This is a genomic window from Streptomyces sp. NPDC017056, from assembly GCF_044332485.1.
Taxonomy (GTDB): Bacteria; Actinomycetota; Actinomycetes; order Streptomycetales; family Streptomycetaceae; genus Streptomyces.
This window is the reverse complement of record NZ_JBIRPD010000001.1, coordinates 587,997-614,738: the sequence shown is the minus strand read 5'-3', so window position 1 is coordinate 614,738 and position 26,742 is coordinate 587,997. Positions and strand designations below refer to the sequence as shown.

At 71.8% G+C, this 26,742-nt stretch carries 28 protein-coding genes; 20 read left to right on the top strand and 8 right to left on the bottom strand.

The features are described from left to right. The first annotated feature begins 358 nt into the window (after nucleotides 1-358). On the top strand, nucleotides 359-946 hold the full coding sequence (locus ACH4OW_RS02880; protein WP_398024410.1) for a Uma2 family endonuclease: 588 nt from the start codon (nucleotides 359-361) through the stop codon (nucleotides 944-946). On the opposite strand, the gene ACH4OW_RS02875 is transcribed toward ACH4OW_RS02880, so the two are convergent. Continuing rightward, nucleotides 924-1,757, bottom strand: coding sequence for a DUF3097 domain-containing protein (locus tag ACH4OW_RS02875; RefSeq protein ID WP_360122361.1), 834 nt, complete (start codon nucleotides 1,755-1,757; stop codon nucleotides 924-926). The genes ACH4OW_RS02880 and ACH4OW_RS02875 overlap by 23 nt on opposite strands. Nucleotides 1,758-1,785: 28 nt before the next feature. Beyond that, nucleotides 1,786-2,520: an MBL fold metallo-hydrolase gene (locus ACH4OW_RS02870; protein WP_398024408.1), complete on the bottom strand. Its 735-nt coding sequence runs from the start codon at nucleotides 2,518-2,520 to the stop codon at nucleotides 1,786-1,788. 251 nt (nucleotides 2,521-2,771) lie between these two features. On the opposite strand from ACH4OW_RS02870, the gene hrcA reads away from it, so the two are divergent. The 4 genes from hrcA to ACH4OW_RS02850 all read left to right on the top strand — a co-directional run bounded on the left by hrcA (nucleotide 2,772) and on the right by ACH4OW_RS02850 (nucleotide 7,097). Beyond that, nucleotides 2,772-3,788 (top strand): heat-inducible transcriptional repressor HrcA, encoded by a 1,017-nt coding sequence (gene hrcA / locus ACH4OW_RS02865; RefSeq protein ID WP_360122355.1) that lies wholly within the window; start codon nucleotides 2,772-2,774, stop codon nucleotides 3,786-3,788. After that, the gene (gene dnaJ, locus ACH4OW_RS02860) at nucleotides 3,789-4,925 is read left to right on the top strand and encodes a molecular chaperone DnaJ (protein ID WP_360122352.1); all 1,137 of its coding nucleotides are present in this window, start codon (nucleotides 3,789-3,791) and stop codon (nucleotides 4,923-4,925) included. It begins immediately after the preceding gene. A gap of 274 nt (nucleotides 4,926-5,199) precedes the next feature. Further along, complete coding sequence (locus ACH4OW_RS02855) at nucleotides 5,200-6,357, top strand: nitronate monooxygenase (protein ID WP_398024405.1); 1,158 nt, start codon at nucleotides 5,200-5,202, stop codon at nucleotides 6,355-6,357. After that, a complete protein-coding gene (locus ACH4OW_RS02850; RefSeq protein ID WP_398024403.1) occupies nucleotides 6,354-7,097 on the top strand; it encodes a 16S rRNA (uracil(1498)-N(3))-methyltransferase in 744 nt (247 codons plus the stop codon). The genes ACH4OW_RS02855 and ACH4OW_RS02850 overlap by 4 nt, the downstream gene beginning before the upstream one ends. Nucleotides 7,098-7,228: 131 nt before the next feature. Here ACH4OW_RS02850 and ACH4OW_RS02845 read toward each other — a convergent pair whose 3' ends face one another. Then, nucleotides 7,229-7,657, bottom strand: a complete 429-nt coding sequence (locus tag ACH4OW_RS02845) for an OsmC family protein (protein ID WP_398024402.1) — start codon at nucleotides 7,655-7,657, stop codon at nucleotides 7,229-7,231. Between the two features lie 185 nt (nucleotides 7,658-7,842). On the opposite strand from ACH4OW_RS02845, the gene ACH4OW_RS02840 reads away from it, so the two are divergent. From ACH4OW_RS02840 to ACH4OW_RS02830, 3 genes are all read left to right on the top strand, one after another. After that, the gene (locus ACH4OW_RS02840; protein WP_398024400.1) at nucleotides 7,843-8,652 is read left to right on the top strand and encodes a hypothetical protein; all 810 of its coding nucleotides are present in this window, start codon (nucleotides 7,843-7,845) and stop codon (nucleotides 8,650-8,652) included. A gap of 237 nt (nucleotides 8,653-8,889) precedes the next feature. Then, entirely contained in the window at nucleotides 8,890-9,246 is a 357-nt protein-coding gene (locus ACH4OW_RS02835; RefSeq protein ID WP_360122337.1) for a histidine triad nucleotide-binding protein, read from the top strand. A 22-nt stretch (nucleotides 9,247-9,268) separates the two neighbouring features. Further along, the gene (locus tag ACH4OW_RS02830; RefSeq protein ID WP_398024398.1) at nucleotides 9,269-10,174 is read left to right on the top strand and encodes a ribonuclease Z; all 906 of its coding nucleotides are present in this window, start codon (nucleotides 9,269-9,271) and stop codon (nucleotides 10,172-10,174) included. Nucleotides 10,175-10,196: 22 nt separating this feature from the next. Here ACH4OW_RS02830 and ACH4OW_RS02825 read toward each other — a convergent pair whose 3' ends face one another. Then, a complete protein-coding gene (locus ACH4OW_RS02825; RefSeq protein ID WP_398024396.1) occupies nucleotides 10,197-10,991 on the bottom strand; it encodes an HAD family acid phosphatase in 795 nt (264 codons plus the stop codon). A 172-nt stretch (nucleotides 10,992-11,163) separates the two neighbouring features. On the opposite strand from ACH4OW_RS02825, the gene ACH4OW_RS02820 reads away from it, so the two are divergent. From ACH4OW_RS02820 to ACH4OW_RS02805, 4 genes are all read left to right on the top strand, one after another. Further along, nucleotides 11,164-11,838: a flavin reductase family protein gene (locus ACH4OW_RS02820; protein WP_398024394.1), complete on the top strand. Its 675-nt coding sequence runs from the start codon at nucleotides 11,164-11,166 to the stop codon at nucleotides 11,836-11,838. A 34-nt stretch (nucleotides 11,839-11,872) separates the two neighbouring features. Then, on the top strand, nucleotides 11,873-13,216 hold the full coding sequence (locus ACH4OW_RS02815; RefSeq protein WP_398024392.1) for a glucarate dehydratase family protein: 1,344 nt from the start codon (nucleotides 11,873-11,875) through the stop codon (nucleotides 13,214-13,216). 95 nt (nucleotides 13,217-13,311) lie between these two features. Further along, nucleotides 13,312-14,397, top strand: coding sequence for an S-(hydroxymethyl)mycothiol dehydrogenase (locus ACH4OW_RS02810; protein ID WP_360122322.1), 1,086 nt, complete (start codon nucleotides 13,312-13,314; stop codon nucleotides 14,395-14,397). Continuing rightward, nucleotides 14,397-15,035, top strand: coding sequence for an MBL fold metallo-hydrolase (locus tag ACH4OW_RS02805; protein ID WP_360122319.1), 639 nt, complete (start codon nucleotides 14,397-14,399; stop codon nucleotides 15,033-15,035). Before ACH4OW_RS02810 ends, ACH4OW_RS02805 begins: the two co-directional genes overlap by 1 nt. Before the next feature lie 13 nt (nucleotides 15,036-15,048). On the opposite strand, the gene ACH4OW_RS02800 is transcribed toward ACH4OW_RS02805, so the two are convergent. Beyond that, the gene (locus ACH4OW_RS02800; protein WP_398024389.1) at nucleotides 15,049-16,383 is read right to left on the bottom strand and encodes a 6-phospho-beta-glucosidase; all 1,335 of its coding nucleotides are present in this window, start codon (nucleotides 16,381-16,383) and stop codon (nucleotides 15,049-15,051) included. 66 nt (nucleotides 16,384-16,449) lie between these two features. On the opposite strand from ACH4OW_RS02800, the gene ACH4OW_RS02795 reads away from it, so the two are divergent. The 4 genes from ACH4OW_RS02795 to ACH4OW_RS02780 all read left to right on the top strand — a co-directional run bounded on the left by ACH4OW_RS02795 (nucleotide 16,450) and on the right by ACH4OW_RS02780 (nucleotide 20,690). Further along, nucleotides 16,450-17,661 carry a PfkB family carbohydrate kinase gene (locus ACH4OW_RS02795; protein ID WP_360122313.1) on the top strand — a complete coding sequence of 404 codons (1,212 nt, stop codon included), beginning with the start codon at nucleotides 16,450-16,452 and terminating at the stop codon, nucleotides 17,659-17,661. 173 nt (nucleotides 17,662-17,834) lie between these two features. Beyond that, nucleotides 17,835-18,836 carry a PhoH family protein gene (locus tag ACH4OW_RS02790; protein ID WP_360122310.1) on the top strand — a complete coding sequence of 334 codons (1,002 nt, stop codon included), beginning with the start codon at nucleotides 17,835-17,837 and terminating at the stop codon, nucleotides 18,834-18,836. Nucleotides 18,837-18,861: 25 nt separating this feature from the next. Then, nucleotides 18,862-19,359: an rRNA maturation RNase YbeY gene (ybeY, locus tag ACH4OW_RS02785; protein ID WP_360122307.1), complete on the top strand. Its 498-nt coding sequence runs from the start codon at nucleotides 18,862-18,864 to the stop codon at nucleotides 19,357-19,359. A 14-nt stretch (nucleotides 19,360-19,373) separates the two neighbouring features. Beyond that, on the top strand, nucleotides 19,374-20,690 hold the full coding sequence (locus ACH4OW_RS02780; protein WP_360122304.1) for a hemolysin family protein: 1,317 nt from the start codon (nucleotides 19,374-19,376) through the stop codon (nucleotides 20,688-20,690). On the opposite strand, the gene ACH4OW_RS02775 is transcribed toward ACH4OW_RS02780, so the two are convergent. Beyond that, on the bottom strand, nucleotides 20,656-21,948 hold the full coding sequence (locus tag ACH4OW_RS02775; RefSeq protein WP_398024386.1) for an MFS transporter: 1,293 nt from the start codon (nucleotides 21,946-21,948) through the stop codon (nucleotides 20,656-20,658). The two genes, ACH4OW_RS02780 and ACH4OW_RS02775, sit on opposite strands and share 35 nt — an antisense overlap. Nucleotides 21,949-22,099: 151 nt before the next feature. Here ACH4OW_RS02775 and ACH4OW_RS02770 point away from each other — a divergent pair, with 151 nt between their 5' ends. After that, nucleotides 22,100-22,879, top strand: a complete 780-nt coding sequence (locus ACH4OW_RS02770) for a helix-turn-helix domain-containing protein (protein ID WP_398024384.1) — start codon at nucleotides 22,100-22,102, stop codon at nucleotides 22,877-22,879. 4 nt (nucleotides 22,880-22,883) lie between these two features. Here ACH4OW_RS02770 and ACH4OW_RS02765 read toward each other — a convergent pair whose 3' ends face one another. Further along, a complete protein-coding gene (locus ACH4OW_RS02765) occupies nucleotides 22,884-23,210 on the bottom strand; it encodes a hypothetical protein (protein WP_398024383.1) in 327 nt (108 codons plus the stop codon). 394 nt (nucleotides 23,211-23,604) lie between these two features. Between ACH4OW_RS02765 and ACH4OW_RS02760 the strand changes: the two genes are divergently transcribed. From ACH4OW_RS02760 to ACH4OW_RS02750, 3 genes are all read left to right on the top strand, one after another. Continuing rightward, on the top strand, nucleotides 23,605-24,432 hold the full coding sequence (locus ACH4OW_RS02760; RefSeq protein WP_398024381.1) for a helix-turn-helix domain-containing protein: 828 nt from the start codon (nucleotides 23,605-23,607) through the stop codon (nucleotides 24,430-24,432). Continuing rightward, complete coding sequence (locus tag ACH4OW_RS02755; protein ID WP_398024380.1) at nucleotides 24,429-24,629, top strand: DUF397 domain-containing protein; 201 nt, start codon at nucleotides 24,429-24,431, stop codon at nucleotides 24,627-24,629. Before ACH4OW_RS02760 ends, ACH4OW_RS02755 begins: the two co-directional genes overlap by 4 nt. A 108-nt stretch (nucleotides 24,630-24,737) precedes the next feature. Then, the gene (locus ACH4OW_RS02750; RefSeq protein ID WP_398024379.1) at nucleotides 24,738-25,091 is read left to right on the top strand and encodes a cytidine deaminase; all 354 of its coding nucleotides are present in this window, start codon (nucleotides 24,738-24,740) and stop codon (nucleotides 25,089-25,091) included. A gap of 23 nt (nucleotides 25,092-25,114) precedes the next feature. Here the strand turns inward: ACH4OW_RS02750 and ACH4OW_RS02745 are convergent, their stop codons facing one another. Further along, nucleotides 25,115-26,656, bottom strand: a complete 1,542-nt coding sequence (locus ACH4OW_RS02745) for a class I adenylate-forming enzyme family protein (RefSeq protein ID WP_398024377.1) — start codon at nucleotides 26,654-26,656, stop codon at nucleotides 25,115-25,117. Between the last annotated feature and the right edge of the window lie 86 nt (nucleotides 26,657-26,742).

Sequence of the window (26,742 nt, the reverse complement as noted above, 5' to 3'; positions counted from 1 at the left end):
CACCCCCACTCGCGCGGGGCTGCCGAACCGGCCGGAGGGGACGTGCAGGGGGGTGTCCCCGCAGCCGACAGCTCGCTACACCAGGTTCAGCTTTCCAGACATGGTTCGCGCGAGTGCGGTGTGGGGGTCCCCCCGGCCGGAGGCTGGGGGGGGGAGTCACCCCCCCCTGCGCGGCCCCGACCCACAACGAAACCAGCGCACCCCCGCGCGAAGCGCGCACCGCAACCCCGCGCGAAGCGCGAACGCCGCGCTGATCACTCACCAGGGTGAATCATGTGCGTCCCGTGCGGATCGCCCTACGCTGGTCCCTAGCCTGCTGTCGTACCGGGACGACGGCGTGAAGCGGAGGACCACGGAGATGACGGCTGTGGATGACCGACCGGCCACTCACCCCCTCGTCGCGTTCTTCGAGGACCTTGAGGTCCCCGAGGGATTCAAGGCGGAGCTCCTGCGGGGGGAAATTGTGATGATGGCCGGGCCGGATCTGGTGCACAACCGGATCGTGCTGAGGGTCCTACGACAGATTCCGGATCGATGGGACTGTCTCCAGACGCAGGACATCGACCTGCTGAGCGAAACCAGCGAGCCACAGCCGGACCTGGTCGTGTTGGACCGTGACTCCGGACCGGCGTCCGGGCGGCTGCTCCCTTCCGAAGTCGTCACGCTGCTCGTCGAAGTCGTCTCCAAGACGAGTATCGACCGTGACTACCGCCTCAAGCGCAGCATCTACGCCGCAGGCAAGATCCCCGCCTACCTGGTCATCGACCCCATCATGGCCCAGTGCGTCCTGCTGACCGAGCCAACCGGCGGCGGCGAGGACGCGGATTACGCGGTGCAGCGCATCACCAAGTTCGGCGACCCCGTGCCGCTCGACCTGCTGGGCGTGAAGCTGGACACCGGCGAGTTCCAGACGCTCCCCGGCGCTAAGCCGCACTCCCGGCCGTGACGAAGTCGATCAGTTCTTCCACCCGTCCCAGCAGCGCCGGTTCGATGTCCTTGTAGGAGTGGACCGAGGCGAGGATCCGCTGCCATGCGGCGCCGGTGTTCTCGGGCCAGCCGAGGGCGCGGCAGACGCCGGTTTTCCAGTCCTGGCCGCGGGGGACGGACGGCCAGGCCGGGATGCCGGCGGAGGACGGTTTCACGGCTTCCCAGACGTCGATGTAGGGGTGGCCGACGACCAGGACGTGCGGGTCCGTGACGGAGGCCGCGATGCGGGATTCCTTGGAGCCGGGTACGAGGTGGTCGACGAGGACGCCCAGGCGGGCGTCGGGGCCGGGGGAGAAGGAGCGGACGATGGCGGGGAGGTCGTCGATGCCTTCGAGGTATTCGACGACCACGCCTTCGATGCGCAGGTCGTCGCCCCAGACGCGTTCGACCAGTTCGGCGTCGTGGCGGCCTTCCACGTAGATGCGTCCGGCGCGGGCGACGCGGGCGCGGGCGCCGGGGACGGCGAGTGAGCCGGAGGCGGTGCGGGCCGGGCCGCGGGTGGCCGGGCGGGCGGTGGGGCGTACGAGGGTGACGGGTTTGCCGTCCAGGAGGAAGCCGCGCGGGGTCATCGGGAAGACCCGGTGTTTGCCGAAGCGGTCTTCGAGGGTGACGGTCGGGCCTTCGGCGGTCTTCTCGCAGCGGATGACCGCGCCGCAGAATCCGGTGGCGGCTTCTTCGACGACGAGGTCCGGTTCCGCCGCGACCTCGGGGGCCGGCTGCTGCTTCTTCCACGGCGGGGTGAGGTCCGGTCCGTACTGTCTGCTGCGCATTGGACTGACGATAAGAAGGGATGGCCGGTCAGTGGCGCGACACGCCGAAGCGGCGGCGGAGTGCGTCGCGTTGCTCACGGACGAATCGGGCATCCACGGCAGCCCCGTGCCCGGGTACGTACACCGCGTCCTCCCCGCCGAGGGCCAGCAGCCGGTCCAGGGCGGCCGGCCACCGGGAGGGGACGGCGTCGGTGCCCGCCTGCGGCTCGCCGGACTCTTCGACGAGGTCGCCGCAGAAGACGACGTCGGGTGAGCCGTGGGTGCCGGGGACGACGGCCACCAGGTCGTAGGCGGTGTGGCCGGGGCCGGCGTTGGCGAGGAGGACCTGGCGGTCGCCGAGGTCGACGGTGCGTTCGCCGGAGACGAGGTGGTGCGGGTGGACGAGGACGTCGGCGGCCTCCGCGGCGGCGTCCGGGTCCACGCCGTACGACACGGCGCTGCGCCGCAGGTCGTCCTGGGCGCGCGGGAGGTATTCGTCGAGGCCCGCGGCGCCGTAGACCTGGACTCCGGCGAAGGCCGCGGTGCCGAGCACGTGATCGAAGTGGGGGTGGGTCAGCGCGACGTGTGTCACTTCCCGGCCCGCGACGGCGCGCAGTTGCCGGCGCAGCTCGGCCCCGTCGCGGAGGGTTGCGCCGGTGTCGACGATCAGCACGCCGGACGAGCCGACGACGGCGCCGACCGTCTCGTCCCAGCCGGGCATCCGGCGGCGCCCGACGCCTGCGCCGAGCCGTTCCCACCCGGCTTCTTCCCATGTCGTACGCATACCGAGACGCTAGCCGCATCGCGATAGCGTTGCCCGCCGGGCCGGGGGCCGCGGCTGCCCGGCTACGTCCGCGGTACGTCTTTCGCAGGTGCCGGGGACACGGTTCCGGTACCGCCGCCCTTGCCCTGCCCAGGTGACCCGGCCGTACACTTGGTCAGGGTCTGGCACTCGGACCTGATGAGTGCCAGGGAAGACGACCCGGAAGAACCCGGCCGCGCGCCGGTGGAACGGCCGGACTGGAGGTGTGCGCGATGCTCAGTGAACGCAGGCTCGAAGTGCTGCGCGCCATCGTCCAGGACTATGTCGGCACCGAGGAGCCGGTCGGCTCCAAGGCGCTGACCCAGCGGCACCAGCTCGGTGTCTCGCCCGCCACGGTCCGTAACGACATGGCGGCGCTGGAGGACGAGGGTTTCATCGCCCAGCCGCACACGAGCGCGGGACGCATCCCGACGGACAAGGGCTACCGCCTCTTCGTCGACAAGCTGGCAGGCGTCAAGCCGCTTTCCAGCCCCGAGCGGCGCGCCATCCAGAATTTCCTGGACGGCGCCGTCGACCTGGACGACGTGGTGGGGCGCACGGTACGGCTGCTGGCGCAGCTGACGCGGCAGGTCGCCGTCGTGCAGTACCCGTCGCTGACGCGGTCCACGGTGCGCCATGTGGAGCTGCTGTCGCTGGCCCCGGCCCGGCTGATGCTGGTCCTGATCACGGACACCGGTCGCGTCGAGCAGCGCCTGGTGGACTGCCCGGCGCCGTTCGGGGAGACTTCCGTGGCGGACCTGCGGGCGCGGCTGAACAGCCGCGTGGTGGGCCGGCGTTTCACGGATGTGCCGCAGCTCGTGCAGGATCTTCCGGAGTCCTTCGAGCAGGAGGACCGGGGGACGGTCTCGACAGTCCTGTCGGTCTTGCTGGAAACTCTGGTGGAGGAGACCGAAGAGCGGCTGATGATCGGCGGTACCGCCAATCTCACGCGCTTCGGGCACGACTTCCCACTGACCATCCGGCCGGTGCTGGAGGCCCTTGAGGAGCAGGTGGTGCTCCTCAAACTGCTCGGGGAGGCCAAGGACTCCGGCATGACCGTACGCATCGGGCATGAGAATGCCCATGAGGGCCTGACGTCCACATCGGTCGTCGCGGTCGGCTACGGTTCGGGCGACGAGGCAGTCGCCAAACTCGGCGTGGTCGGACCGACCCGCATGGACTACCCCGGAACGATGGGAGCGGTACGCGCAGTGGCACGTTACGTCGGACAGATCCTGGCGGAGTCGTAAGTGGCCACGGACTATTACGCGGTCCTGGGCGTACGACGCGATGCCTCGCAGGACGAGATCAAGAAGGCTTTCCGGCGGCTGGCCCGCGAGCTGCACCCGGATGTGAACCCGGATCCGAAGACCCAGGAGCGGTTCAAGGAGATCAACGCCGCTTACGAGGTGTTGTCGGATCCGCAGAAGAAGCAGGTCTACGACCTCGGCGGCGACCCCCTCTCGCAGGCGGGTGGCGGCGGCGGGGCCGGCGGCTTCGGCGCGGGCTTCGGCAACTTCTCCGACATCATGGACGCGTTCTTCGGCACGGCGTCGCAGCGCGGACCGCGGTCCCGTACGCGGCGCGGCCAGGACGCCATGATCCGGCTGGACGTCGAACTGGACGAGGCGGCCTTCGGGACCACCAAGGACATCCAGGTGGACACGGCGGTCGTCTGTACGACCTGTTCGGGTGAGGGCGCGGCGCCGGGCACCTCGGCGCAGACCTGTGACATGTGCCGCGGCCGCGGTGAGGTCTCGCAGGTCACCCGGTCCTTCCTGGGCCAGGTCATGACCTCGCGGCCGTGCCCGCAGTGCCAGGGGTTCGGTACGGTCGTGCCGACTCCGTGCCCGGAGTGCGCCGGCGACGGCCGCATCCGGTCGCGCCGCACGCTGACGGTCAAGATCCCGGCAGGTGTGGACAACGGCACCCGCATCCAGCTCGCGGGCGAGGGCGAGGTCGGCCCGGGCGGCGGTCCGGCCGGCGACCTGTACGTGGAGATCCACGAGCTGCCGCACCCGACCTTCCAGCGGCGCGGCGACGACCTGCACTGCACGGTCACCATCCCCATGACGGCGGCGGCGCTGGGCACGAAGTGCCCGCTGGAGACGCTGGACGGCATGGAGGAGATCGACATCCGGCCGGGCACGCAGTCCGGCCAGTCGATCCCGCTGCACGGGCGGGGCGTCACGCACCTGCGCGGCAACGGACGCGGCGACCTCATCGTGCACGTGGAGGTCATCACGCCCTCGAAGCTGGACGCGGAGCAGGAGGAGCTGCTGCGGCGGCTCGCCAAGCTGCGCGGCGAGGAACGCCCGACGGGCCAGTTCCAGCCGGGGCAGCAGGGGCTGTTCTCGCGGCTCAAGGATGCGTTCAACGGGCGGTAGGCGAGTCGTTGTGCCGGGGGTCCGGGGGTTGTCCCCCGGGCAGGCACCGTCAGCCGGGGCAGCAAGGACTGTTCTCGCGGCTCAAGGATGCGTTCAACGGGCGGTAGCGCCCGGTAGCGATAGCAGTAGCGGTAGCTGGTGGACGGCGGTCGGGCTCTTTGGTCCGGCCGCCGTTCGGCGTTCCGTCCGAACTGCCCTGATCGCCGGACGTGTTTGATCTTGGTGCGTCCGGCCCCGGTTCGGCCCCCCGCGGTCGGCGTGACACGATGTGGGCATGCCCACAGCGCTGACCGATCTCTGCCGCTATCCGATCGCGCAGGCCCCGATGGCAGGCGGTGTCGCCCGCCCGGAGCTGGTCGCCGCCGTGTCCGGAGCCGGCGGGCTCGGTTTCCTGGCCGCCGGGTACAAGACGGCGGACGGCATGTACCAGGAGATCAAGCAGCTGCGCGGGCTGACCGACCGGCCCTTCGGCGTGAACCTCTTCATGCCGCAGCCTTCGCTCGCCGACAACGCGGCCGTAGAGGTCTACCGCGAGCAGCTCGCGGGCGAGGCGGCCTGGTACGAGACGCCGTTGGACGACGTCGATCCGTACGGCGGCGCCGACGACGGGTACGAGGCGAAGCTGGCCATCCTGCGGGAGGACCCGGTGCCGGTCGTCTCGTTCCACTTCGGCTGTCCGTCCCGGGAGGTCCTCGACGGGTTCGCCAAGGTCGGTACGTACACGATCGTTACCGCCACCACGGCGGCCGAGGCGCAGGCCGCGCAGTGGTCCGGCGCGGACGCGGTCTGCGTGCAGGGCGTCGAGGCCGGCGGCCACCAGGGCACCCACCGCGACGACCCGCACGCCGACGGCACCGGTGCCGGGCTGGGGCTGCTGTCGCTGGTCGCGCAGGTCCGCGAGGCGGTGCAGATACCGGTCGTCGCGGCGGGCGGCCTGATGCGCGGCTCGCAGATCGCCGCGGTGCTGGCGGCGGGCGCGTCCATGGCGCAGCTCGGTACGGCGTTCCTGGTCACTCCGGAGTCGGGCGCCAACGACCTGCACAAGCAGGCGATGACCAACCCCCTGTTCACTCGTACGGAGTTGACCCGGGCCTTCACCGGGCGCCCGGCGCGCAGCCTGGTGAACCGTTTCCTCCGCGAGCACGGCCCGTACGCCCCCGCCGCGTACCCGGCCGTGCACCACCTCACCTCCGAGCTGCGCAAGGCCGCGGCCAGGACCGGCGACGCCCAGGGCCTGGCGCTGTGGGCGGGGCAGGGGCACCGGATGGCGCGGCAGCTGCCGGCCGCGCAGCTGGTCGAGGTGCTGATGGCCGAACTGGACGCGGCGCGCGCCGGGTTGGCCTCCGGGGGCACGCACGAAGCGGGGCCGCTGGAAGAGCAGGACTATCAGGCCGGGCAAGGGTTCCCGGGCGAGCTGGGAGGTGCGCTGTGACGGCGCCGGTGTTCCTCGTCGAGAGCGTTCCCGGGCCGGGCGAAACCGTGCTGGACGGGCCGGAAGGCCGGCACGCGGTCTCCGTGCGCCGGCTGCGCGCGGGCGAGGACGTGGTGCTGACCGACGGGCGCGGCAGCGGCGCGGTGGGCGTGGTGCGGGCCGCCGAGGGCAAGGACCGGCTCGTCGTCGAGGTGACCGGCGCGCAGACCGAGCCGGAGCCCGCCCCGCGTATCACCGTCGTGCAGGCGCTGCCCAAGGGCGACCGCGGCGAACTGGCCGTGGAGACCATGACGGAGACCGGCGTGGACGGCATCGTCCCGTGGGCCGCGTCGCGCTGCATCACGCAGTGGAAGGGCGAGCGGGCCGCGAAGTCCCTCGCCAAGTGGCGCAACACGGCCCGTGAGGCGGGCAAGCAGGCGCGCCGGCTGCGGTTTCCCGAGGTCACCGACTTGATGTCGACCAAGCAGGTGGCGGCGCTGCTCGCGGAGGCGGACTTCGCCGGCGTGCTGCACGAGGACCGGGACGCGGGGAGCGCGCCGCTGGCCTCCGCCGAACTGCCGGGCAGCGGGCGGATCGTACTCGTGGTCGGGCCCGAAGGCGGGGTTTCCCCGGAGGAGTTGGCGGCCTTCGAGGAGGCGGGCGCCAAGGCGTACCGGCTGGGCTGGAGCGTGCTGCGGACGTCCACGGCGGGTACGGCGGCCACGGCGCTGCTGTTGGGCCGTACGGGCCGCTGGAGTTGAGGGCGTTTTCGGGGGTGGGCGGCGGCCCGCGGCGTCTGGCGTCGCGGGCCGCCGTTCTTCCCTGAAAACCCGAAGGCTCCTGGAGGCCCCTGAAAGTCCTAAGGGCCCTGGAGCCTAAGACCCTTGCAGGGTCAGACCAGCTCGGCGTTGAGGGTGATGTTCTTGACGCCGGCCAGCGCCTGGCTCACCGGGCAGTTCTTCTTGGCGTCCTCGGCCGCGGCCTGGAAGTCTTCCTCGGACAGGCCGGGCACGCTGGCCTTGACGGTCAGCACGATGCCGGTGATGCCCTCGCCCGGCTGGAAGGTCACGTCGGCCTTGGTGTCCAGCGCCGCGACGGTGTAGCCCTTGCCCGCGAGGCCGTGCGAGAAGGCCATCGAGTAGCAGGACGAGTGGGCCGCCGCGATCAGCTCCTCCGGGCTGGTGACGCCGTTCGGCTGCTCGGCGCGGGCCGGCCAGTTCACGTCGAACGTGCCGACGTTGGAGGACGACAGGGCGACGCTGCCCTTGCCCTCCATCAGGTTGCCTTCCCAGTGGGTGTTCGCGGTGCGGGTGGTTGCCATGGTGGATAACTCCTGGTGGTGGGCGAAATGACGGCCTGTGGGGAGCAGCTTAGTGAAGTCGGCGGCGCCCGCGGCGGGACGCGTACGGGCGTAACGCGGCGGGCCGCGCGGGCCGCGGCGCACACTGGCCGAGCCGGGACTGTCGGTCCGCGTGCGGCGGTGGGAAGCTGCCGGGCATGAGGGCCATGGGGCGCTTACGAGACGCAGGGCACGGGCGGGTGCGGCACGTACGGACCGGACGGGCGCCGCTCGCGGGGGCCCGGTTCGGCGGGGGCCGGCGTGGCAGGCTGCTGGCGGCGGTGGGCGCCGCGGGCGCCGCTGTCGTCGCGGTGTCCGCGTGCGAGCCGGTCGGCGGGCTGAACACCGCGTCGATCGCCGTCACCACCGACCAGGCGGGGACGCGGGCGCTGGAGAGCGCCGGCGTGAACGTGAGCTGGCTGAGCTGTACGGCGACGCTGCAAGGAGACCAGCGGGAGACTGTCAACCCGACGGCCACCGCGCAGCGGAAGTCGGTCGCCACCGTCGACTGCCAGGGCCAGACCGCCCGGGGCAGCAAGATCACCATCACCGGGCGGGTCACCTCCGAGGTCGACGGGCGCTGCGTACGGGGCTCGCTGACCGCGCGTGTCGCCGGGCAGGTCGTCTTCCGGGTGAGCGTGCTGGGCGACTGCGCCGCGGACGAGCCGACCGGCAATCCGCGTCCGACGGTCACCCGCACGGTCCAGCCGCCCAGCAGCGGCCACCCGACCGCCGAGCCGCCGGGCACGCCGCCCGTGACGGTCACCGTCACGGCGACCCCGGATCCGGACCCCGACCCCGATCCGGACCCGTCGCCCAGCGACACCTGTTCGGACGACGGGCAGGGTAACGACGGGCAGGGGCAGGACGGCCACGGGCACGACGACGGCAGCCACGACGGCCAGGGCGACCAGCAGGACGGCAACCAGGACCAGCACTCCGACGACCAGCAGCACACCTGGGCCGCCGACCACTAGCCGGCCACTGGCCGATCACCGCCCGGGCCATCTCCCGTCGGCCCCGCGCACCGCCGTCCCGGCCTCTGGACCGGCCTCCGTCCCGGCCTCCGGACCGGCCGCCGCCCCACCCCGCGCGGGCGGCCCGGTAACATCCGGACCCGTAGACGTGATGGTGACGCGACACGGCGCGGTACGGGCCGGCTCTGGACACCCGGGCCGCCGCGTACCGGCCGACGACCCGGGAGGAGCCCACCGGTGGCGGGAGAACCGCAGGCCGACTGCCTGTTCTGCAAGATTGTGGCCGGCGAGGTGCCCGCGACGATCGTGCGGGAGACCGAGACGACCGTCGCCTTCCGGGACATCAGCCCGCAGGCCCCGACGCACGTCCTGGTGATCCCCAAGGTGCACTACCCGAACGCGGGCGAGCTGGCCGCCGCCGAGCCGCGGATCGCCGGCGAGGTGCTGAGCGAGGCCGCCGCCGTGGCCGCCGACGAGAAGGTGGACGGGACGGGGTACCGCATCGTCTTCAACACCGGCCCCGGCGCGGGCCAGACCGTCTTCCACGCCCATGCGCACGTCCTGGGCGGCCGCGACCTCCAGCGCCTGGTCTGACCGGGTCGGGAGTCACGGCACCTTGTCCGCACGCGAACTCGTCGTCCTCGGCACTGCCAGCCAGGTGCCCACCCGGCACCGCAACCACAACGGTTACCTGCTGCGCTGGGACGGCGAGGGCATCATGTTCGACCCCGGCGAGGGTACGCAGCGCCAGATGCTGCGCGCCGGGGTCGCCGCGCACGACCTCAACCGGATCTGCGTCACGCACTTCCACGGCGACCACTCGCTCGGGCTCGCCGGGGTCATCCAGCGCATCAACCTGGACCGGGTGCCGCACCCGGTGACCGCGCACTACCCGGCGAGCGGCCGGCGCTTCTTCGACCGGCTGCGGTACGCCACGGCCTACCGCGAGACGGTGCCGCTGGCCGAGGAGCCGGTGGCCGCCGACGGGGTGCTGGCCCGTACCCCGTCGTACGTCCTGGAGGCGCGCAAGCTCTCCCACCCGGTCGAGTCGTACGGCTACCGGCTGGTCGAGCCGGACGGGCGCCGGATGCTGCCGGAGCGGCTCGCCGCGCACGGGATCGCGGGGCCGGACGTCGGCCGGCTCCAGCGCGACGGGGCGCTGAACGGTGTCACCCTCGACGAGGTCAGCGAGGTCCGGCGGGGGCAGCGCTTCGCCTTCGTCATGGACACCCGGCTGTGCGACGGGGTGCACGCGCTCGCCGAGGGCTGTGACCTGCTCGTCATCGAGTCGACGTTCCTCGACGAGGACGTGCGGCTGGCCGCGGACCACGGGCACCTGACGGCGGGCCAGGCGGCGCGTGCCGCGGCCGACGCGGGCGTGCGCCACCTGGTCCTCACCCACTTCTCGCAGCGCTACTCGGACCCCGCGGAGTTCGAGCGGCAGGCGCGGGCGGCCGGTTTCGCGGGCGAGCTGACCATCGCCCGCGACCTGATGCGCGTCCCGGTGCCCAAGCGCACCTGAGGACGCGCACGCCTGCGGCGGGTCAGGGCAGGAAGTACATCGGGTTGGGCAGCTTGAACGTCTTGTCGCCGTAGCCGCCGTTCAGGTCGCTGTACTGGTCGCCGAAGTTGGCGACGATGTCGTAGCCCTGCGACTCGATGTGCTTGCGGGTGCCCGACTTGAACTCGACGGTGGAGCAGTTGGCGCCGCACGGCAGGTAGGCGGGCGGGTTCTTCTTGTCCTTGAGGTAGACGTGGGAGCGGTCGAGGGGGACGCCGTAGCCCACGTTCTTGAGGTTGCGCACGCTCCACTCGCGCTGCGCCTCCTTGCGGCCGGTGACGAAGAAGACCTCGTAGCCCTTGGCGCGCGCCCAGTTGACGAGGCGGTCCATGCCGAAGACCGGCTGCATGTCGGTGCTCGCCAGGTACTTGTCCTGGGCCGCCTCGGTGTGGTGGAAGCCGACCTGGAGTTCGTAGTTGTACGTCAGCAGCGTGGTGTCGTCCATGTCCAGGACGATGGCGGGCTTCTTGCCGTGGTGCCGCTTGTCGGCGGCCTTGGCCAGGTAGCGCCGGGCCGAGTCGGTGATGCCGCGCACCTGCTTGGCGTAGTTGCTGCTCGGCGACGCGTAGTGCTGCCCGTCGGCGGTCACCGTGTCGCCGTAGTACGCCTTGATCTTGTCCTGCACCTGCGTGAGGTTCGGGACCTCCTTGTCCGTGCGCGGCACGGAGTGCTCGGCGGTGGCCTGGCCGACTCCGAAGGCCGCGGTGCCGGCGACGACCGCCGTGACGGCCGCGGCGCCGAGGCGGACACGGCGGCGGGTGAGGAGGGGGTGGCGCATGTGCTGCTCCTAGGTGAACCGGTGGGGGCCACCTAGGTTTAACAGAGCGTTTATGCGGCCATCTACGCGCGAAGATTCAACGGTTGGTAAAGGCTGAGGCCGGGAGGGTTGGACCTGTCCCAGGTGATTGCTTCGGCCTCGGCCGAAACGACCGGCTCCTAGGCTCCCCGCCATGACCACAGCACCTGCCGCCGCCGTACGCACGGAGCCACCCGCCGCCCACCTGGAGATCGCTCCGAGCGTCCTGTACTTCGGGACGCCGGTGGTCCTCGTATCGACGGAGAACGAGGACGGAACGTGCAACCTCGCGCCCGTCTCCTCCGCCTGGGCGCTCGGGTGGACGGTCGTGCTCGGGCTGGGCCGCGAGGGGCAGACGGCGCGCAACCTCGGCAGCCGCCCCGGCCTGGTGCTCAGCCTGCCGGACCCCGGCCTGTGGCCCGCGGTGGAGCGGCTGGCGCCGCTCACCGGCCGGAACCCGGTGCCTCCGGGCAAGCCGGCGGGCTGCCGTTACGCACCGGACAAGTTCGCCGCGGCCGGCCTGACCGGAGCGCCGTCGCACCTGGTGCGGCCGCCGCGCGTCGCCGAGTGCCCGCTCCAGTTGGAGGCCCGCGCCGAGCGGGTGCGGCCGGACCTCTCCGGCGATTTCGTCATCGTCGAGGCCGCCGTGTGCAAGGTCCATGCCGACTCCCGCATCGTCGTGCCCGGCACCGACCACGTCGATCCCGCCGCCTGGAGCCCGCTCGTCTACAACTTCCGCCACTACTTCGGGCTCGGTCCGGAGCTGGGCCACTCGTACCGCACCCGGACGCCGCGGAGTGGTGGCGGGGCCGCGGCGGCTGCCCATTGACGCCCTTCGTCCCGCGTCCCTACGCTCCGTTCCCATGGACGGATCATGTCTACATACACAGACAGCGGCGTCGCGTGAGGCCGCAGCCTCCACCGCCGTCACCGCCATCCGCCTCACCCCGGTGCTCGTGGCCGACCCGCCACTGCTGAACACCCAGGGCGTCCACCAGCCCTACACGCCCCGCCTGATCATCGAAGTGACCACGGCGGGCGGCGCGACCGGGCTCGGCGAGACCTACGGCGACACGAAGTACCTCGACCTCGCCCGCCCCCTGGCCGACGCGCTGATCGGCCGCCCGGTCACGGACCTGAACGCGCTGCCGCGGCTCGCGGCCGAGGTCTGCGGGGATTCCCCGGCCGCGACCGGGGCCGGGGACGTCGGCGCGGGCGGCCTGCGCGGCGTGCAGACCGCCGACAAGCTGCGGCTGTCCGTCCTTTCGGGGTTCGAGGTCGCCTGCCTGGACGCGTGGGGCCGGCTCGCCGGCCTGCCCGTGCACGCCCTCCTCGGCGGCAAGGTCCGCGACCGCGTCGATTACAGCGCCTATCTCTTCTACCGCTGGGCCGGGCACCCCGGCGGCCGCGGCGAACCCGACGACTGGGGCGCGGCGCTCGACCCGCCCGGCATCGTGGCCCAGGCCCGCCGCTTCCGCGACACGTACGGCTTCGGCTCCTTCAAGCTGAAAGGCGGCGTCTTCGAGCCAGCGCAGGAGATCGCGGCGGTACGGGCCCTGGCCACCGCCTTCCCCGGCCGTCCCCTGCGCCTGGACCCCAACGGCGCCTGGAGCGTCGCGACATCCGTGAAGGTCGCCCGCGAACTCCGGGACGTTCTCGAATACCTGGAGGACCCCGCCGCCACCACCGCCCACATGGCCGAGGTCGCCTCCCGTACGGACCTGCCGCTCGCCACGAACATGTGCGTGACCACCTTCGCCGAGGTCCGGGAAGCGTTCACCCGGGACGCCGTCCAAGTCGTCCTCTGCGACCACCACTACTGGGGCGGCCTGCGCAACACCCGCGACCTCGCCGCGATCTGCCGCACCTTCGGCGTCGGCCTGTCCATGCACTCCAACACCCACCTGGGCATCAGCCTCGCCGCGATGACCCACGTCGCCGCGACCGTCCCCGACCTGCAATACGCCTGCGACACGCATTACCCCTGGCAGACGGAGGACGTCCTCACCGAACGCCTCGCCTTCACCGGCGGCGCACTGCCGGTGTCCGACGCCCCGGGGCTCGGCGTCACCCTCGACCGCGACCGCCTGGCGGCCCTCCACGAGCGCTGGCTGTCCGACGACGGCACGTTCCGGGACCGTGACGACGCGGCGGCGATGCGGGCCGCCGACCCCGGCTGGATGACACCCCGGGTACCGCGGTGGTGAGCGGCGCTTCGCGACCGCCGGCGGACCGGCGCTCCGGGCGCCGGGGGCGCGTACCGTATTCATCCCGTACGTGATCTTTGGAGGGAGCTGTCCCGATGGCACAGGAAGTGCGAGGCGTCATCGCGCCGGGCAAGAACGAGCCGGTGCGGCTGGAGACGATCCTGGTGCCGGATCCCGGGCCGGGAGAGGCCGTGGTGAAGGTGCAGGCGTGCGGGGTGTGCCACACCGACCTGCACTACAAGCAGGGCGGGATCAACGACGACTTCCCGTTCCTGCTGGGGCACGAGGCGGCGGGCGTCGTGGAGGCCGTGGGGGAGGGCGTGAGCGACGTCGCCCCCGGTGACTTCGTGATCCTGAACTGGCGGGCGGTGTGCGGGCAGTGCCGGGCGTGTCTGCGCGGCCGGCCGCAGTACTGCTTCGACACGCACAACGCCAAGCAGAAGATGACGCTCAAGGACGGCACCGAGCTGACGCCCGCGCTCGGCATCGGCGCCTTCGCGGACAAGACGCTGGTCGCGGCGGGGCAGTGCACCAAGGTCGACCCGGAGATGTCGCCGGCCGTCGCCGGGCTGCTCGGGTGCGGCGTGATGGCGGGTATCGGCGCCGCCATCAACACGGGTGCCGTGAGCCGCGGTGACTCCGTCGCCGTCATCGGCTGCGGTGGCGTGGGCGACGCGGCGATCGTCGGCGCCCGGCTGGCCGGCGCGTCGCGGATCATCGCCGTGGACGTGGAGGACCGCAAGCTGTCCACCGCGAAGACGATGGGCGCCACCCACACCGTCAACTCGCGCGCGGCGGACGCCGTCGAGGCCATCCGCGAGCTGACCGGCGGCTTCGGTGCCGACGTCGTGATCGACGCGGTGGGGCGCCCGGAGACGTACAAGCAGGCGTTCTACGCGCGTGACCTGGCCGGCACGGTGGTCCTGGTGGGTGTGCCGACGCCGGAGATGAAGCTGGAGCTGCCGCTGCTGGACGTGTTCGGGCGTGGCGGCGCGCTGAAGTCGTCCTGGTACGGCGACTGCCTGCCGTCCCGCGACTTCCCGATGCTGGTCGACCTGCACCAGCAGGGCCGGATCGACCTGGCGGGCTTCGTGACGGAGACGATCGGCATCGACGGCGTTGAGCAGGCGTTCGAGCGGATGCACCAGGGTGACGTGCTGCGCTCGGTGGTGGTGCTGTGATGGCGGCCCGCATCGACCACCTCGTCACGTCCGGCACCTTCTCGCTCGACGGCGGCACCTGGGACGTCGACAACAACGTGTGGATCGTCGGCGACGACATCGAGGCCGTCGTCATCGACGCGGCGCACGACGCCGACGCGATCTTCGAGGCGCTCGACGGCCGTACGCTGCGCGCGATCGTGTGCACCCACGCGCACAACGACCACGTCGACGCGGCCCCGGCACTCTCCGCCCGTACCGGCGCTCCCGTCTACCTGCACCCGGACGACCTGCCGCTGTGGAAGCAGACCCACCCGGACCGGGCGCCGGAGGAGGCGCTGTCGGACGGCCAGGTGCTCACCATCGGCGGCGTCGACCTGACCGTGCTGCACACGCCGGGGCACGCGCCGGGCGCGGTCTGCCTGTACGCGCCGGACCTCGGGGAGCACGGCACGGTCTTCACCGGCGACACCCTCTTCCAGGGCGGCCCCGGCGCCACCGGAAGGTCGTTCTCCGACTTCCCGACCATCGTCGAGTCGATCCGGGAGCGGCTGCTGACGCTGCCCCCGGAGACCGAGGTCCGTACCGGGCACGGCGACGGGACGACGATCGGCGCCGAGGCGCCGCACCTGGAGGAGTGGGTGAAGCGGGGGCACTGAGCCCCCGGGGACGTCAGAGTGTGGCCGCCCGCTCCAGGATGCGGGCGGCCACCGCCGGCGAGTCCACCAGCGGGTGGAGCGCCATCGCGCGGAGCGCCGCGTCCCGGTCCTTGAACTCGGCCGCCTCGACCGTGGCCAGTTCGACGGCCTTGAGCTGGAGCATCAGGCCCAACTGGTCCTCGCGCAGCGGCGCGCACGGCAGCGGCCGCGCGCCGTGCGCGTCCACCTCGCACACCGTCTCGATGATCGCCTCGGGCGCGAGCTGCGGCACCGTCGTGCCGTTGCGTACGTTCAGGATCAGGCGCGCGTGCCGGTCGCCCGCGATGGCGCGCATGACGGCCAGCGCCACCTGGTCGTAGCCGCCGCCTTCCAGGTCGCAGGTGTCGCGCTGCCAGCCGCCGGTCGCCTCCCGGCTGTCGGCCATGTACGTCTCCTCGCGCTCCAGCCGGGTGCGTTCCCAGAGCGCGTACGCCTCCTCGGGAGAGGCGCCGGACGCTGCCTCGAAGAAGCCGCCCTGCTGCCGGTCCAGGAACTCCCCGCGGGTCTGCGCCGCGTTCTGCACGGAGGCGAGCGTCTCGCGGCGGAAGTAGTAGTAGTGCAGGTATTCGTTGGGAATGGAGCCCAGCGCGCGCAGCCAGTCGGCGCCGAAGAGCTTGCCCTCCTCGAAGGAGGTGAGCGCTTCGGCGTCCCGGAGCAGCGCGCCCAGGAGGTCCGTGCCGTCCTCGGCGGTCAGGGAGCGCAGCCAGCCGAGGTGGTTGAGGCCGGTGTAGTCGTACGTCACCCGGTCCGGGTCGGCGCCCGCGGCCCGCGCGGCGCGCCGCACCAGCCCGACCGGCGAGTCGCAGATGCCGATCACCCGCTCGCCCAGCACCTGCGACATCGCCTCGGTGACGATCCCGGCCGGATTGGTGAAGTTGACGACCCAGGCGTCCGGCGCGAGCGCCGCCACCCGCTCGGCGACGTGCAGCGCCACGGGCACCGTGCGCAGCCCGTACAGCACGCCGCCCGCGCCCACCGTCTCCTGCCCCAGCACGCCCGCGTCCAGCGGGATGCGCTCGTCCGCGACCCGGCCCGCGGTGCCGCCGACGCGGATCGCGGAGAAGACGAAGTCGGTGCCGCGCAGCGCCTCGTCGAGGGAGTCGGCGACCCGTACGCGTACGGGAGACGGCCGCCCGCCGCCGGTCCGCCGCTCCGCCTGCCGGGCCAGAACGGACGCGATCACCGCCGCCCGGCGCGGATCGGTGTCGTACAGCGTCACCTCGGACACGGACCCGGCGGGATCGTCCAGCAGGGCGCGGTGGACCAGCGGTACCCGGAAACCCCCGCCGCCCAGAATCGTGAGCCTCATGGGCCGGAACGTACCGCAGCATCGGGCAGACTGGCGTCACGTGCACGAAGGAGAGGGGCAGGCACGGTGAGCGCACACGAAGTCCAGCGGCCCGCGGGCAGCGGTCCGGCCAGCCACGTACCGCCGGGCCCGGCGCCCGCGCTCGACCCGCTCGCCGCCGTACGGGCCGGGGGCGATCCGCCCACCGACGTCTATCTCACCGGCACCGTCTTCCTGGACATCATCTTCACCGGCCTGGACTCGGCGCCCGTGCGCGGCACGGAGTCCTGGGCGCGCGGCATGGGCTCCAGCCCCGGCGGCGTCGCCAACATGGCGACCGCGCTGGCCCGCCTGGGCCTGCGCACCTCGCTCGCCGCCGCCTTCGGCGACGACATGTACGGCGAGTACTGCTGGGAAGCGCTGGAGCAGGGCGAACACGTCGACTTGTCGATGTCGCGCACCATCGCCGGCTGGCACTCGCCGGTCACCGTCTCCATGGCCTACGAAGGCGAGCGCACGATGGTCTCGCACGGCCACGAGGCGCCCACCGGCCCCGCCCGCACCGCCTTCGACGGCAAGCACGCGCCGGGCTGCCCGCCGCCGTCCCGGGCCTGCGTCGCCTCGCTGGAGCCCGGCGGCGGCCGCGAGGGCTGGCTCGGCTGCGCCGCCCGGCGCGGCAGCCGCATCTTCGCGGACGTGGGCTGGGACGACACCGGCCGCTGGGACCCGGCCGACCTCGCCGAGCTGGAGCACTGCGAGGCGTTCCTGCCCAACGCGGAGGAGGCGATGCGCTACACCCGCACGGACTGCCCGCGCGCCGCCGCGCGCAAGCTGGCAGACCTGGTGCCGCTCGCCGTGGTCACGCTGGGCTCAGAGGGCGCGTACGCGGTGGACGGGGGGACCGGCGAGACCGCCGAGGTGCCCGCCATCGCCGTGGAGGCGATGGACCCGACCGGCGCCGGGGACGTCTTCGTGGCGGGCTTCGTCACCGGCGCCCTGGCCGGGTGGCCGCTGGCCGACCGGCTGGCCTTCGCGGGGCTGACCGCCGCGCTGTCCGTACAGGAGTTCGGCGGCTCGCTGTCCGCGCCGGGGTGGGTGGAGATCGCCGCGTGGTGGCAGCGGGTGACGGCGGCGGAAGCGTACGGGCGGACGCCGGACGGTACGGGCGCGGCGTGCGTCCGGGACGCGGCCGCGCTGCGCCGCCGCTACGCCTTCCTGGACGCGCTCCTGCCCACCGCGGCCCGCTCCTGGCCGCTGGCCCGCGCCCTGCCCACGCTCGGGTTCCGCCGCCCCGCGTGAGCGGCCGCGCCCGGGTCCCGCCGCCGGGGGCACACCGGACCGGGCCGGGGAACACCGGAAAACGCTTCGGGCTTGTCGGTGCACCGTCGTACCCTTGGTATCCCAAGGAGCCGAGCTGCAGACAGCTCTAGCAGCGCAACGAATGGGGGATGAGCAGGCCACAGAGCCGGCCCATGACTCAGACACCTACACGACCGCAGGCGCACGCCCAGTTCACCGTCCCGGCCAAGCACCCGATGGTCACGGTCCTGGGGTCGGGAGACGCGCTGCTGCGGGTCATCGAGAACGCGTTCCCTGCCACCGACATCCACGTGCGCGGCAACGAGATCAGGGCGGTCGGCGACGCCGACGAAGTCGCACTGGTCCAGCGCCTCTTCGACGAGATGATGCTGGTGCTGCGCACCGGCCAGCCGATGACGGAGGACGCGGTGGAGCGCTCCATCGCGATGCTGCGCTCGGCGGGCAACGGCGGCGCGGGCAGCGAGACCCCCGCCGAGGTGCTCACCCAGAACATCCTGTCCAACCGGGGCCGCACCATCCGCCCCAAGACGCTCAACCAGAAGCGCTACGTCGACGCCATCGACCACCACACGGTCGTCTTCGGCATCGGCCCCGCCGGCACGGGCAAGACCTACCTCGCCATGGCCAAGGCGGTGCAGGCCCTGCAGTCCAAGCAGGTCAACCGCATCATCCTGACCCGGCCCGCGGTCGAGGCGGGCGAGCGCCTGGGCTTCCTGCCCGGCACGCTCTACGAGAAGATCGACCCGTACCTGCGCCCGCTGTACGACGCCCTGCACGACATGCTCGACCCCGACTCGATCCCGCGCCTGATGGCGGCGGGCACGATCGAGGTGGCGCCGCTGGCTTATATGCGTGGCCGGACGTTGAATGACGCCTTCATCATCCTCGACGAGGCGCAGAACACCAGCCCCGAGCAGATGAAGATGTTCCTGACCCGCCTCGGGTTCGACTCGAAGATCGTCATCACCGGTGACGTCACACAGATCGACCTGCCCGGCGGTACGAAGAGCGGTCTGCGGCAGGTCCAGGAGATCCTGGAGGGGCTGGACGACGTGCACTTCTCGCGGCTCACCAGCCACGACGTCGTCCGGCACAAGCTGGTCGGCCGTATTGTCGACGCGTACGAGAAGTACGACAGCCGCAACGGCAAGTGACCTGAGAAACGAGAAGCAGCACTACATGTCGATCGACGTCAACAACGAGTCCGGAACGGACATCGACGAGCAGGCGATCCTGGACATCGCCCGCTACGCCGTGGCCCGGATGCGCATCCACCCGCTCTCCGAGCTGTCGGTCATCGTCGTCGACGCCGACGCCATGGAACAGCTCCACATCCAGTGGATGGACCTCCCAGGACCGACCGATGTCATGTCCTTCCCGATGGACGAGCTGCGTCCGCCGGCCAAGGACGACGAGGAGCCCCCGCAGGGGCTCCTCGGCGACATCGTGCTGTGCCCCGAGGTCGCCAAGAAGCAGGGCGAGGAGGCGCCGACCGGCCACAGCATGGACGAGGAACTCCAGCTGCTGACCGTGCACGGCGTCCTCCACCTGCTCGGCTACGACCACGAAGAGCCCTCGGAGAAGGCCGAGATGTTCGGCCTCCAGGCGGCGATCGTCGACGGCTGGCGTGCCGAGCGCGGCCTGACGGGGCCCTCCCCGGCCCCGACCGTCACCTGACGGCTGGTGACCCGGTGACCACCCAACTCGTAGCGGTCGCGGTCCTCCTCGTCGTCGTCGCCTGGCTCGCGGCGTGCGCCGAGGCGGGCCTCGCCCGAACCACCAGTTTCCGCGCCGAGGAGGCCGTACGGTCCGGGCGGCGCGGCAGCGCGAAGCTGGCCGCCGTCGCCGCCGACCCCGTCCGCTACCTGAACGTCGCCCTGCTGGTGCGCGTCGGCTGCGAGATGGCGGCCGGCGTGCTGGTCACGTACGCCTGCCTGCGGTCCTTCGACCGCACCTGGCAGGCGCTGACCGTCGCCATCGCCGTGATGGTGCTGGTCTCCTACGTAGCCGTCGGCGTCTCGCCCCGTACGATCGGGCGCCAGCATCCGCTGAACACCGCCACGGCCGCGGCGTACGTGCTGCTGCCGCTGGCCCGGATCATGGGCCCGATCCCGCGGCTGCTGATCCTCCTGGGCAACGCGCTGACCCCCGGCAAGGGCTTCCGCCAGGGCCCCTTCGCCTCCGAGGCCGAGCTGCGCTCGCTGGTCGACCTCGCGGAGAAGGAGTCGCTGATCGAGGACGAGGAGCGCCGCATGGTGCACTCCGTCTTCCAGCTCGGCGACACCCTCGTACGCGAGGTGATGGTGCCGCGCACGGACCTGATCTCGGTCGAGCGCTTCAAGACCATCCGCCAGGCGCTGACCCTCGCGCTGCGCTCCGGCTTCTCCCGTATCCCGGTGACCGGCGAGAACGAGGACGACGTCGTCGGCATCGTCTACGTGAAGGACCTCGCCCGCAAGGTCCACATCAGCCGGGACGCCGAAACCGAGCTGGTCTCCACGGCCATGCGGCCCGCCGTCTTCGTGCCCGACACGAAGAACGCCGGCGACCTGCTGCGCGAGATGCAGCAGGACCGCAACCACGTCGCGGTCGTCATCGACGAGTACGGCGGCACGGCCGGCATCGTGACGATCGAGGACATCCTGGAGGAGATCGTCGGCGAGATCACCGACGAGTACGACCGGGAGCTGCCGCCCGTCGAGGACCTGGGCGGCGGCCGCTACCGCGTCACCGCCCGTCTCGACATCGGCGACCTCGGCGAGCTGTACGGCTTCGCCGAGCTGGACGACGAGGACGTGGAGACGGTCGGCGGCCTGCTCGCCAAGCAGCTGGGCCGGGTGCCCATCGCGGGCGCCACGGCCGTGATCGATCTCGGCGACAGCGCCTCCGCCCTGTCGCCCAAGGCGCTGCGGCTGACCGCCGAGGCCCCGGCCGGTCGCCGCAACAAGATCGTCACGGTGCTGTGCGAGCCGGTCAGGGACGACGACGGCGCAGCCGGTCAGGACTGACCGCGACGAGCAGCCCGGCCAGCGCCGTGGTGGCCCCGGTGGCCACCACGGCGGGCCAGCCGCCGCCCGACCAGGCCACCGTCCCGGCCAGCGACCCCACGGCGATGCCGAGGAAGCGCAGCGTGAAGTAGAGGGTGTTGAGGCGGCTGTGCACCGCGGGGTCGAGGCCGAACAGCGCCGCCTGCGAAGCGGCCTGACTGCCCCAGACACCGACGTCCAGCACGACCACCCCCGCCAGCAGCCAGGCCAGGCCGCTGCCGCCCGGCAGCAGAAGCAGCCAGCCCACGATCACCAGCCCGATCAGCGCCGCCATGGCGCCCCGCCGGCCGAGCCGGTCGGCCAGCCGCCCGGCGTACGGCGAGGCCAGCGCACTCGCCGCCGCCACCAGCCCGAACAGCCCGATCTCCGTGGACCCGTACCCGTACTCCCCCTCCAGCAGGAACGTCAGCGTCGTCCAGAACGCGCCGAACGCGATGCCCACCAGGGCGCCGGAGACGGTGATCCGCCGGACCGCCGGGTGCGCGGCGAACAGCCGCGGCAGCGAGGCGAGCGTCGACCGGTACGAGGCGGCCGCGACCGCCGGAACACGGGGCAGGGCCCGGCGCAGTACGAGCACGGTCAGCAGCGTCAGGACGCACGAGCAGCCGAACACCGCCCGCCAGCCGACCTGCTCCGCCAGCGCCCCCGCGTACGCGCGGGACGCCAGCACCCCGACCAGCAGCCCGGCCTGCACGGTGCCCACGACCCGTCCCCGGCCCGCCTCCCCGCCGCCCGCCGCCAGCGCAACGGCAAGCGGTGTGACCAACTGCGGTACGGGAGACAGCATCCCGACCGCGAAACCGGCCACGACCAGCCACGTCACGGTGGGCGCGAGCGCGCAGGCGGCGAGCGCGAGGGCGGAGGCCGCGCCGAGGCCGAGGATCAGCCGCCGCCGGTCGTGGCTGTCACCCGCGGGCACCAGCAACAGGATGCCCGCTGCGTAGCCGAGCTGGGTGGCGGTGGGCACGGCGCCCAAAACGTCGGGGGACACGCCGAACGAGTCGGCGGCAGCCCCCAGCAACGGCTGGTTCAGATAGACGTTGGCGGCAGTGACGGCGCTCGTGAAGGCGAGCACGAGGGCCGTACGGCGGGTTAGGCCGGGGCCGGGGCGGGGGGCAGGTTCGGGGCCGGGGTCAGGTTCGGGGCCGGGGTCAGGTTCGGGGCCGGGTGGGCGGCCGGTGCGCGGGGGAGCGGAAGCGGATTCGACGGGTTCGTTCACATGATCCGACGCTAGGCCGGACCGGTACTGGCATGCTTGCGGCATAGCGCCAAGAACTATCGAATTCCTGCCACCTGTGTTCCTGCCGGGGCGTGGACGTCGAGGCAGCCACAGGAGGGCGGAAGGCGGAGGACGGAGGGCGGAGGACGCCGTGTACGGGAAGAGCGAGAACCGGGAGGACTACCAGCGCGTCCCCAGACCGGTCGCCGCCATGGCCCGCGACCTCCCCGACGGCCACCACATCCCGGACCACCACCACCCCCGCGCCCAACTGATCTACGGCACCACCGGCGCCATCTCGGTGGCCACCGGGCACGGCGTGTGGGTGGTCCCCGCGACCCGCGGCGTATGGGTGCCCGCCGGCCTCACCCACGCCATGACCTGCGCGGGCGCCGTCGCCATGCGCACCCTCTACATCGAGCCGCAGACGGCCTGGCGCCTCCCCGCCGCCCCCACCGTCGTCTCCGTGTCCCCGCTGCTGCGCGAGCTGATCGACGAGGCCACGCGGCTGCCGCTGGAGTACGACGAGGAGGGTCGCGACGGCAGGGTAATGGCCCTCCTCCTCCACGAACTCGCGCCGCGCCCCGTACCGGCCCTGCACCTGCCGGCGCCGGACGACCCCCGGCTGGCCGGCCTCTGCGCGGCGATCCGGCGCAGCCCGGGAGACGACTGGACGACCCCACGCGCCGCCGCCCACGCCCACCTGAGCCCACGCAGCCTGCACCGCAGATTCGGAGCCGCGACCGGAATGACCCCGGCCCGCTGGGTACAGCAGGCCCGGCTGGTCCACGCGGTCACCCTCCTCGCCAGAGACACCCCCGTCACAGCCGTAGCCACCGCCCTCGGTTACGCAACCCCCAGCGCTTTCACAGCCATGTTCCGCCGATCACTGGGCACCACACCGTCGGCCTATTTCGGCCGCTTGAATTGACGCGTCACACCGCCCCCTCAACGGCCAAGAACACCACAAGACGCGACCAGGCACACTCCGCAAAATCCCCATGCCCGGTCACTTCCGCATGCGCCCGGGCCCACGCGCGCGCAGGAAGAACGGTCATCCAGGGCCCGGATTTCCTCCCGCATTTCTTGCTCTTGCCATCGACCAAGGTGGTGCACTCAACCGTGACTTCCATCTCGCCTGTGAGCCGGGGCAGGGGGTTGAGGGCGGCAGGTGATCCGCCGCTGGTGCGCATCAGGAGCATCCCGTCTGCGCCGTGGGTTTCCATGGCGCAACGAAATTCCTCGCGCGCGGAGCCGGTCACTGATTCTCACCACTTTTCGTTGCGGGTCGCCGGATCACGTACCGCTCCGGTGCGGGTGCCCGGCAATGATCCGGTTGTAGGCACGAAGCGAGACCGCGCGCTTCTGTAGCCGGGCCAGCGCCCGGCCCAGCCCCGCCGCACGGCAGGTACGGCAACTGACGTGAACTACCGGTTCCAGCTCCGACGCGGGGGGCGTAAGTGCTGACGGCGGACTGTCGTTCGGTTTTTTCGCCTCTGGTGGCTGCGTCACCTGCCGTACCTCCTTGTTTTTTCGGGGTGGCGGGGCGGGTTCTCACTTCTCCGTAGTGATTCCGCTATCGGAGGTGTTCAGCGTGCTCTACAGTCGGTACCTCTTCAACTTGCAGGCATTGCACGGGGAGTTGGGTGACCGCAGTTGAATCGAAAAGAGTTGGAACCCGACCGCTCACCGGAAGCGCGCTTCGGCGACCGTTTGCGCACGTTGCGGGATGTGCGTGGTTGGACGCAGGAGGAACTGGGCCAGCGCATGGGGTACTCGGGGACGCACATTTCTGCCATCGAAACTGGCCGGCGTCCTCCAACCGCTCGTTTCTCAGCAGGAGCCGACAAAGTGCTCGGCACGGGCGATCAGCTCGAACGCGAGGGGCGGGCGGTGCGTCACAGCGCGCTGTTGGAGGGATTCCCCGAGTACGTGAGACACGAGGCGCGAGCGGCGGAGATCCGGCTCTATGAGGTGGGTGTCATCCCTGGCCTTCTCCAGACACCGGAGTACACAACGGTTCTCGCGGAGAGTGCGGTGAAGCGGGGATCGATCACAGAAGAGCAAGCAGAAGAGCGAGTCGCCCTCATCGCCAAACGGCAAGCCACCCTGGAACGCACGCCCCCGCCATGGGTGATCGCGGTCCTCGACGAAAGCTGCCTCCGCTGCCCCATCGGCGGGCCTTCCGTCATGGAGGCCCAGTTCGCGCGTTTGCTGGCATTTGCCCAACTCCCGCACACCGTGCTGCAAATGGCGCCGTTCGACATGGGCGCCCGCCGCCCGTTCGATCTTCCCGTAACGGTTCTGACGCTGCCGGACCGCTCGCTCATGTCGTACGCCGAATCCGCTCAACGGGGCCACCTGGAACGGGAAAGCACGTTCGTACTACCGACGCTGACGGCCTACCATCAGCTACAGGCTGAAGCCCCCTCTCAAGCGGAGACGGTGGCCATTATCAGCACGTTACGAAAGGGCACCTTGTGACGACCGAAAACGCGCAATGGTTCACGTCCTCGTACAGCAACAACGGCGGTCAGTGCATCGAGGTCGCCACCAACCTTGCCGCTTCGTGTGGTGTGGTTCCGGTCCGTGACTCCAAGCTTCCGAACGGTCCGCAGTTGACGCTCACGCCGGGTGCGTGGGTCGGACTGGTGCGGTTCGCTCGGCAGACGGCCGTCTGAACTCTCGGCCGACCGGCCGGCCGATCGGCCCCGTCGCTCCCCGCGAGCGGCGGGGCTCTTTCTTGCCCCCTCGTGCCCGGCGCCCGGTCGCCGCATATGCTCGCCCGTATGAGCGAAGCCGCACCGCTGGACCCGGAAGACCGCAAGATCATCACGCTGGCCCGTTCCGCGCGCGCCCGTAACGGGGTGCCGGAGGGGGCCGCCGTGCGCGACGAGACCGGGCGTACCTACGTAGCCGGCACCGTTGCCCTGGAATCGTTGCAGCTCAGCGCGTTGCGTACGGCGGTGGCGATGGCTGTGGCGAGTGGCGCGCAGTCGCTGGAGGCGGCCGCCGTGGTGACCGAGGCGCCGACGGCCTCGGAGGAGGACCGCGCGGCTGTGCGGGACCTGGGCGGCGCTGGGACGCCGGTGCTGGTCGCGGGTCCGGACGGCACGCTGCAAGCCACCGTCCAGGCGGGTTGACGGAACAGGGGCTGAGGGCTCGCCTACGCGTCTTCGGTGTTGCGTTTGCCGAGTGATGCCAGCAGTGCCTGCTTGTCGGGCTTGCCGCTTGTGGCGATTGGTACGTCCCGTATGACGGTGATGGTGGCGGGCACGCTGGCCTCGCCCAGTTCGGCGGCTACGTGCGTGCGGAGCGCCGCGAGGTCGGGCCGGGCCGCCGTCGTGGGCACGACGAACGCGTGGGCGGCTTCGCCCGTCTGTTCGTCCAGTGCGCCCACGACGTACGCCTGGTCCACGTCCGGGTGTCCGGCGAGGGCCGTTTCGATCGCGCCGGCGTAGTGCAGGACGGCGTTGATGATGATCACCTCGCGGGTGCGGCCGGTCAGCCGCAGGAGGCCGTTTTCGTCGAGGTGGCCGAGGTCGCGGGTGCGCACCCAGCCGTCGCGCAGTACCGCGCGGGTCTCCGCCTCGTCCTGCCAGTAGCCGGCCAGCGCTCCGTCCGTACGGACCCAGATCTCCCCGGCCGTGCCGTCGGGGAGCGGTGTGCCGTCGGCCGGGTCGCGCACGCTGATCGCCACCCCGTCCAGGGGCCGCCCGACCGTGGCGGGCGCCGTTTTCGGCCATCGGGCCAGGTCGCCGGGGGTGAGCAGGGTGAGCATGCCGGTTTCGGTCTGTCCGTAGCCTTGATGGACGACGGGGCCGAGCCGTTCGGTGGCTTCGGCGAGCCGGTGTGGTGCCAGGGGGGATCCGGCGACGAGCAGGGCGCGCAGGCTCGTGGTGTCCGTGGGGCTGGTGCGCAGGCTGTTCAGGATGTGGTGCAGCCGGGGGACGGTCAGCAGGCAGGCGGTGACGCGGTGCCGGGCGAAGACCTCCGGGAAGGACGGCGGCGGGTCGGGGATGACGGCGGTGCCGCCGCCCAGCAGGCACAGGCCCAGATGCTCGAAGATCACCGCGCTGCTGAGGGTGCCGAAGAGCAGGAAGCGCGCGTAGGCGTCGGCGAGCGCGGCGGTGCGCGCGGTCCGGCGGGCCGGCTGCCACGACCAACTGTGCGTCAGGCTGCGGTAGGTGTGTGCGCACCCCTTGGGCCGCCCGGTGCTGCCGCTGGTCAGCGTGATCAGGGCGAGGTCGTCCGGGCGGCCCCGGGCCACGAGGTCGTCGGGAGCGGCGGCCGAAAGGGGGCGTAACAGGTCGTACTCCAAGGCGAGTTGGCGTACGGAGGTGGCCGCGGCGCGGAGTTCGCCGGTGTCCGACGGCTCGTCGCGCACCAGGATGTCGACGCCGTCCGCCAGGATCCGTGCGAGGTGCCGCGGCGGCAGTCCGGGGCGTAGGCCGGTCAGGCGGGCGCCGAGCAGGTGGACGGCGATGTGCAGGGCGAACGCCTCGGGGGTGACGCCGGTGGCCACCGCGACCGAGGAGCCGGGGCCGACGCCTTCGTTGCGCAGCCCGCGCACGCAGCGGGCGGTCAGTTCCAGGATCTCGCCGCGCGGCACGGCGCGTCCCCGGTGCTCGAACGCGGGTACGTCCGGCTGCCGGCGGAAGGCATCGACGAGGGGCTGCGGGAATGGGGTTGCTTCCGGCTGGTTCATTTCGCATCCGCTCCTGTGGCCGTGACAGAAGGCTGCGCCGGGTAAAAATCCCGGGCCTTCCGACACTGGCTTCCGTAGCGTACTCG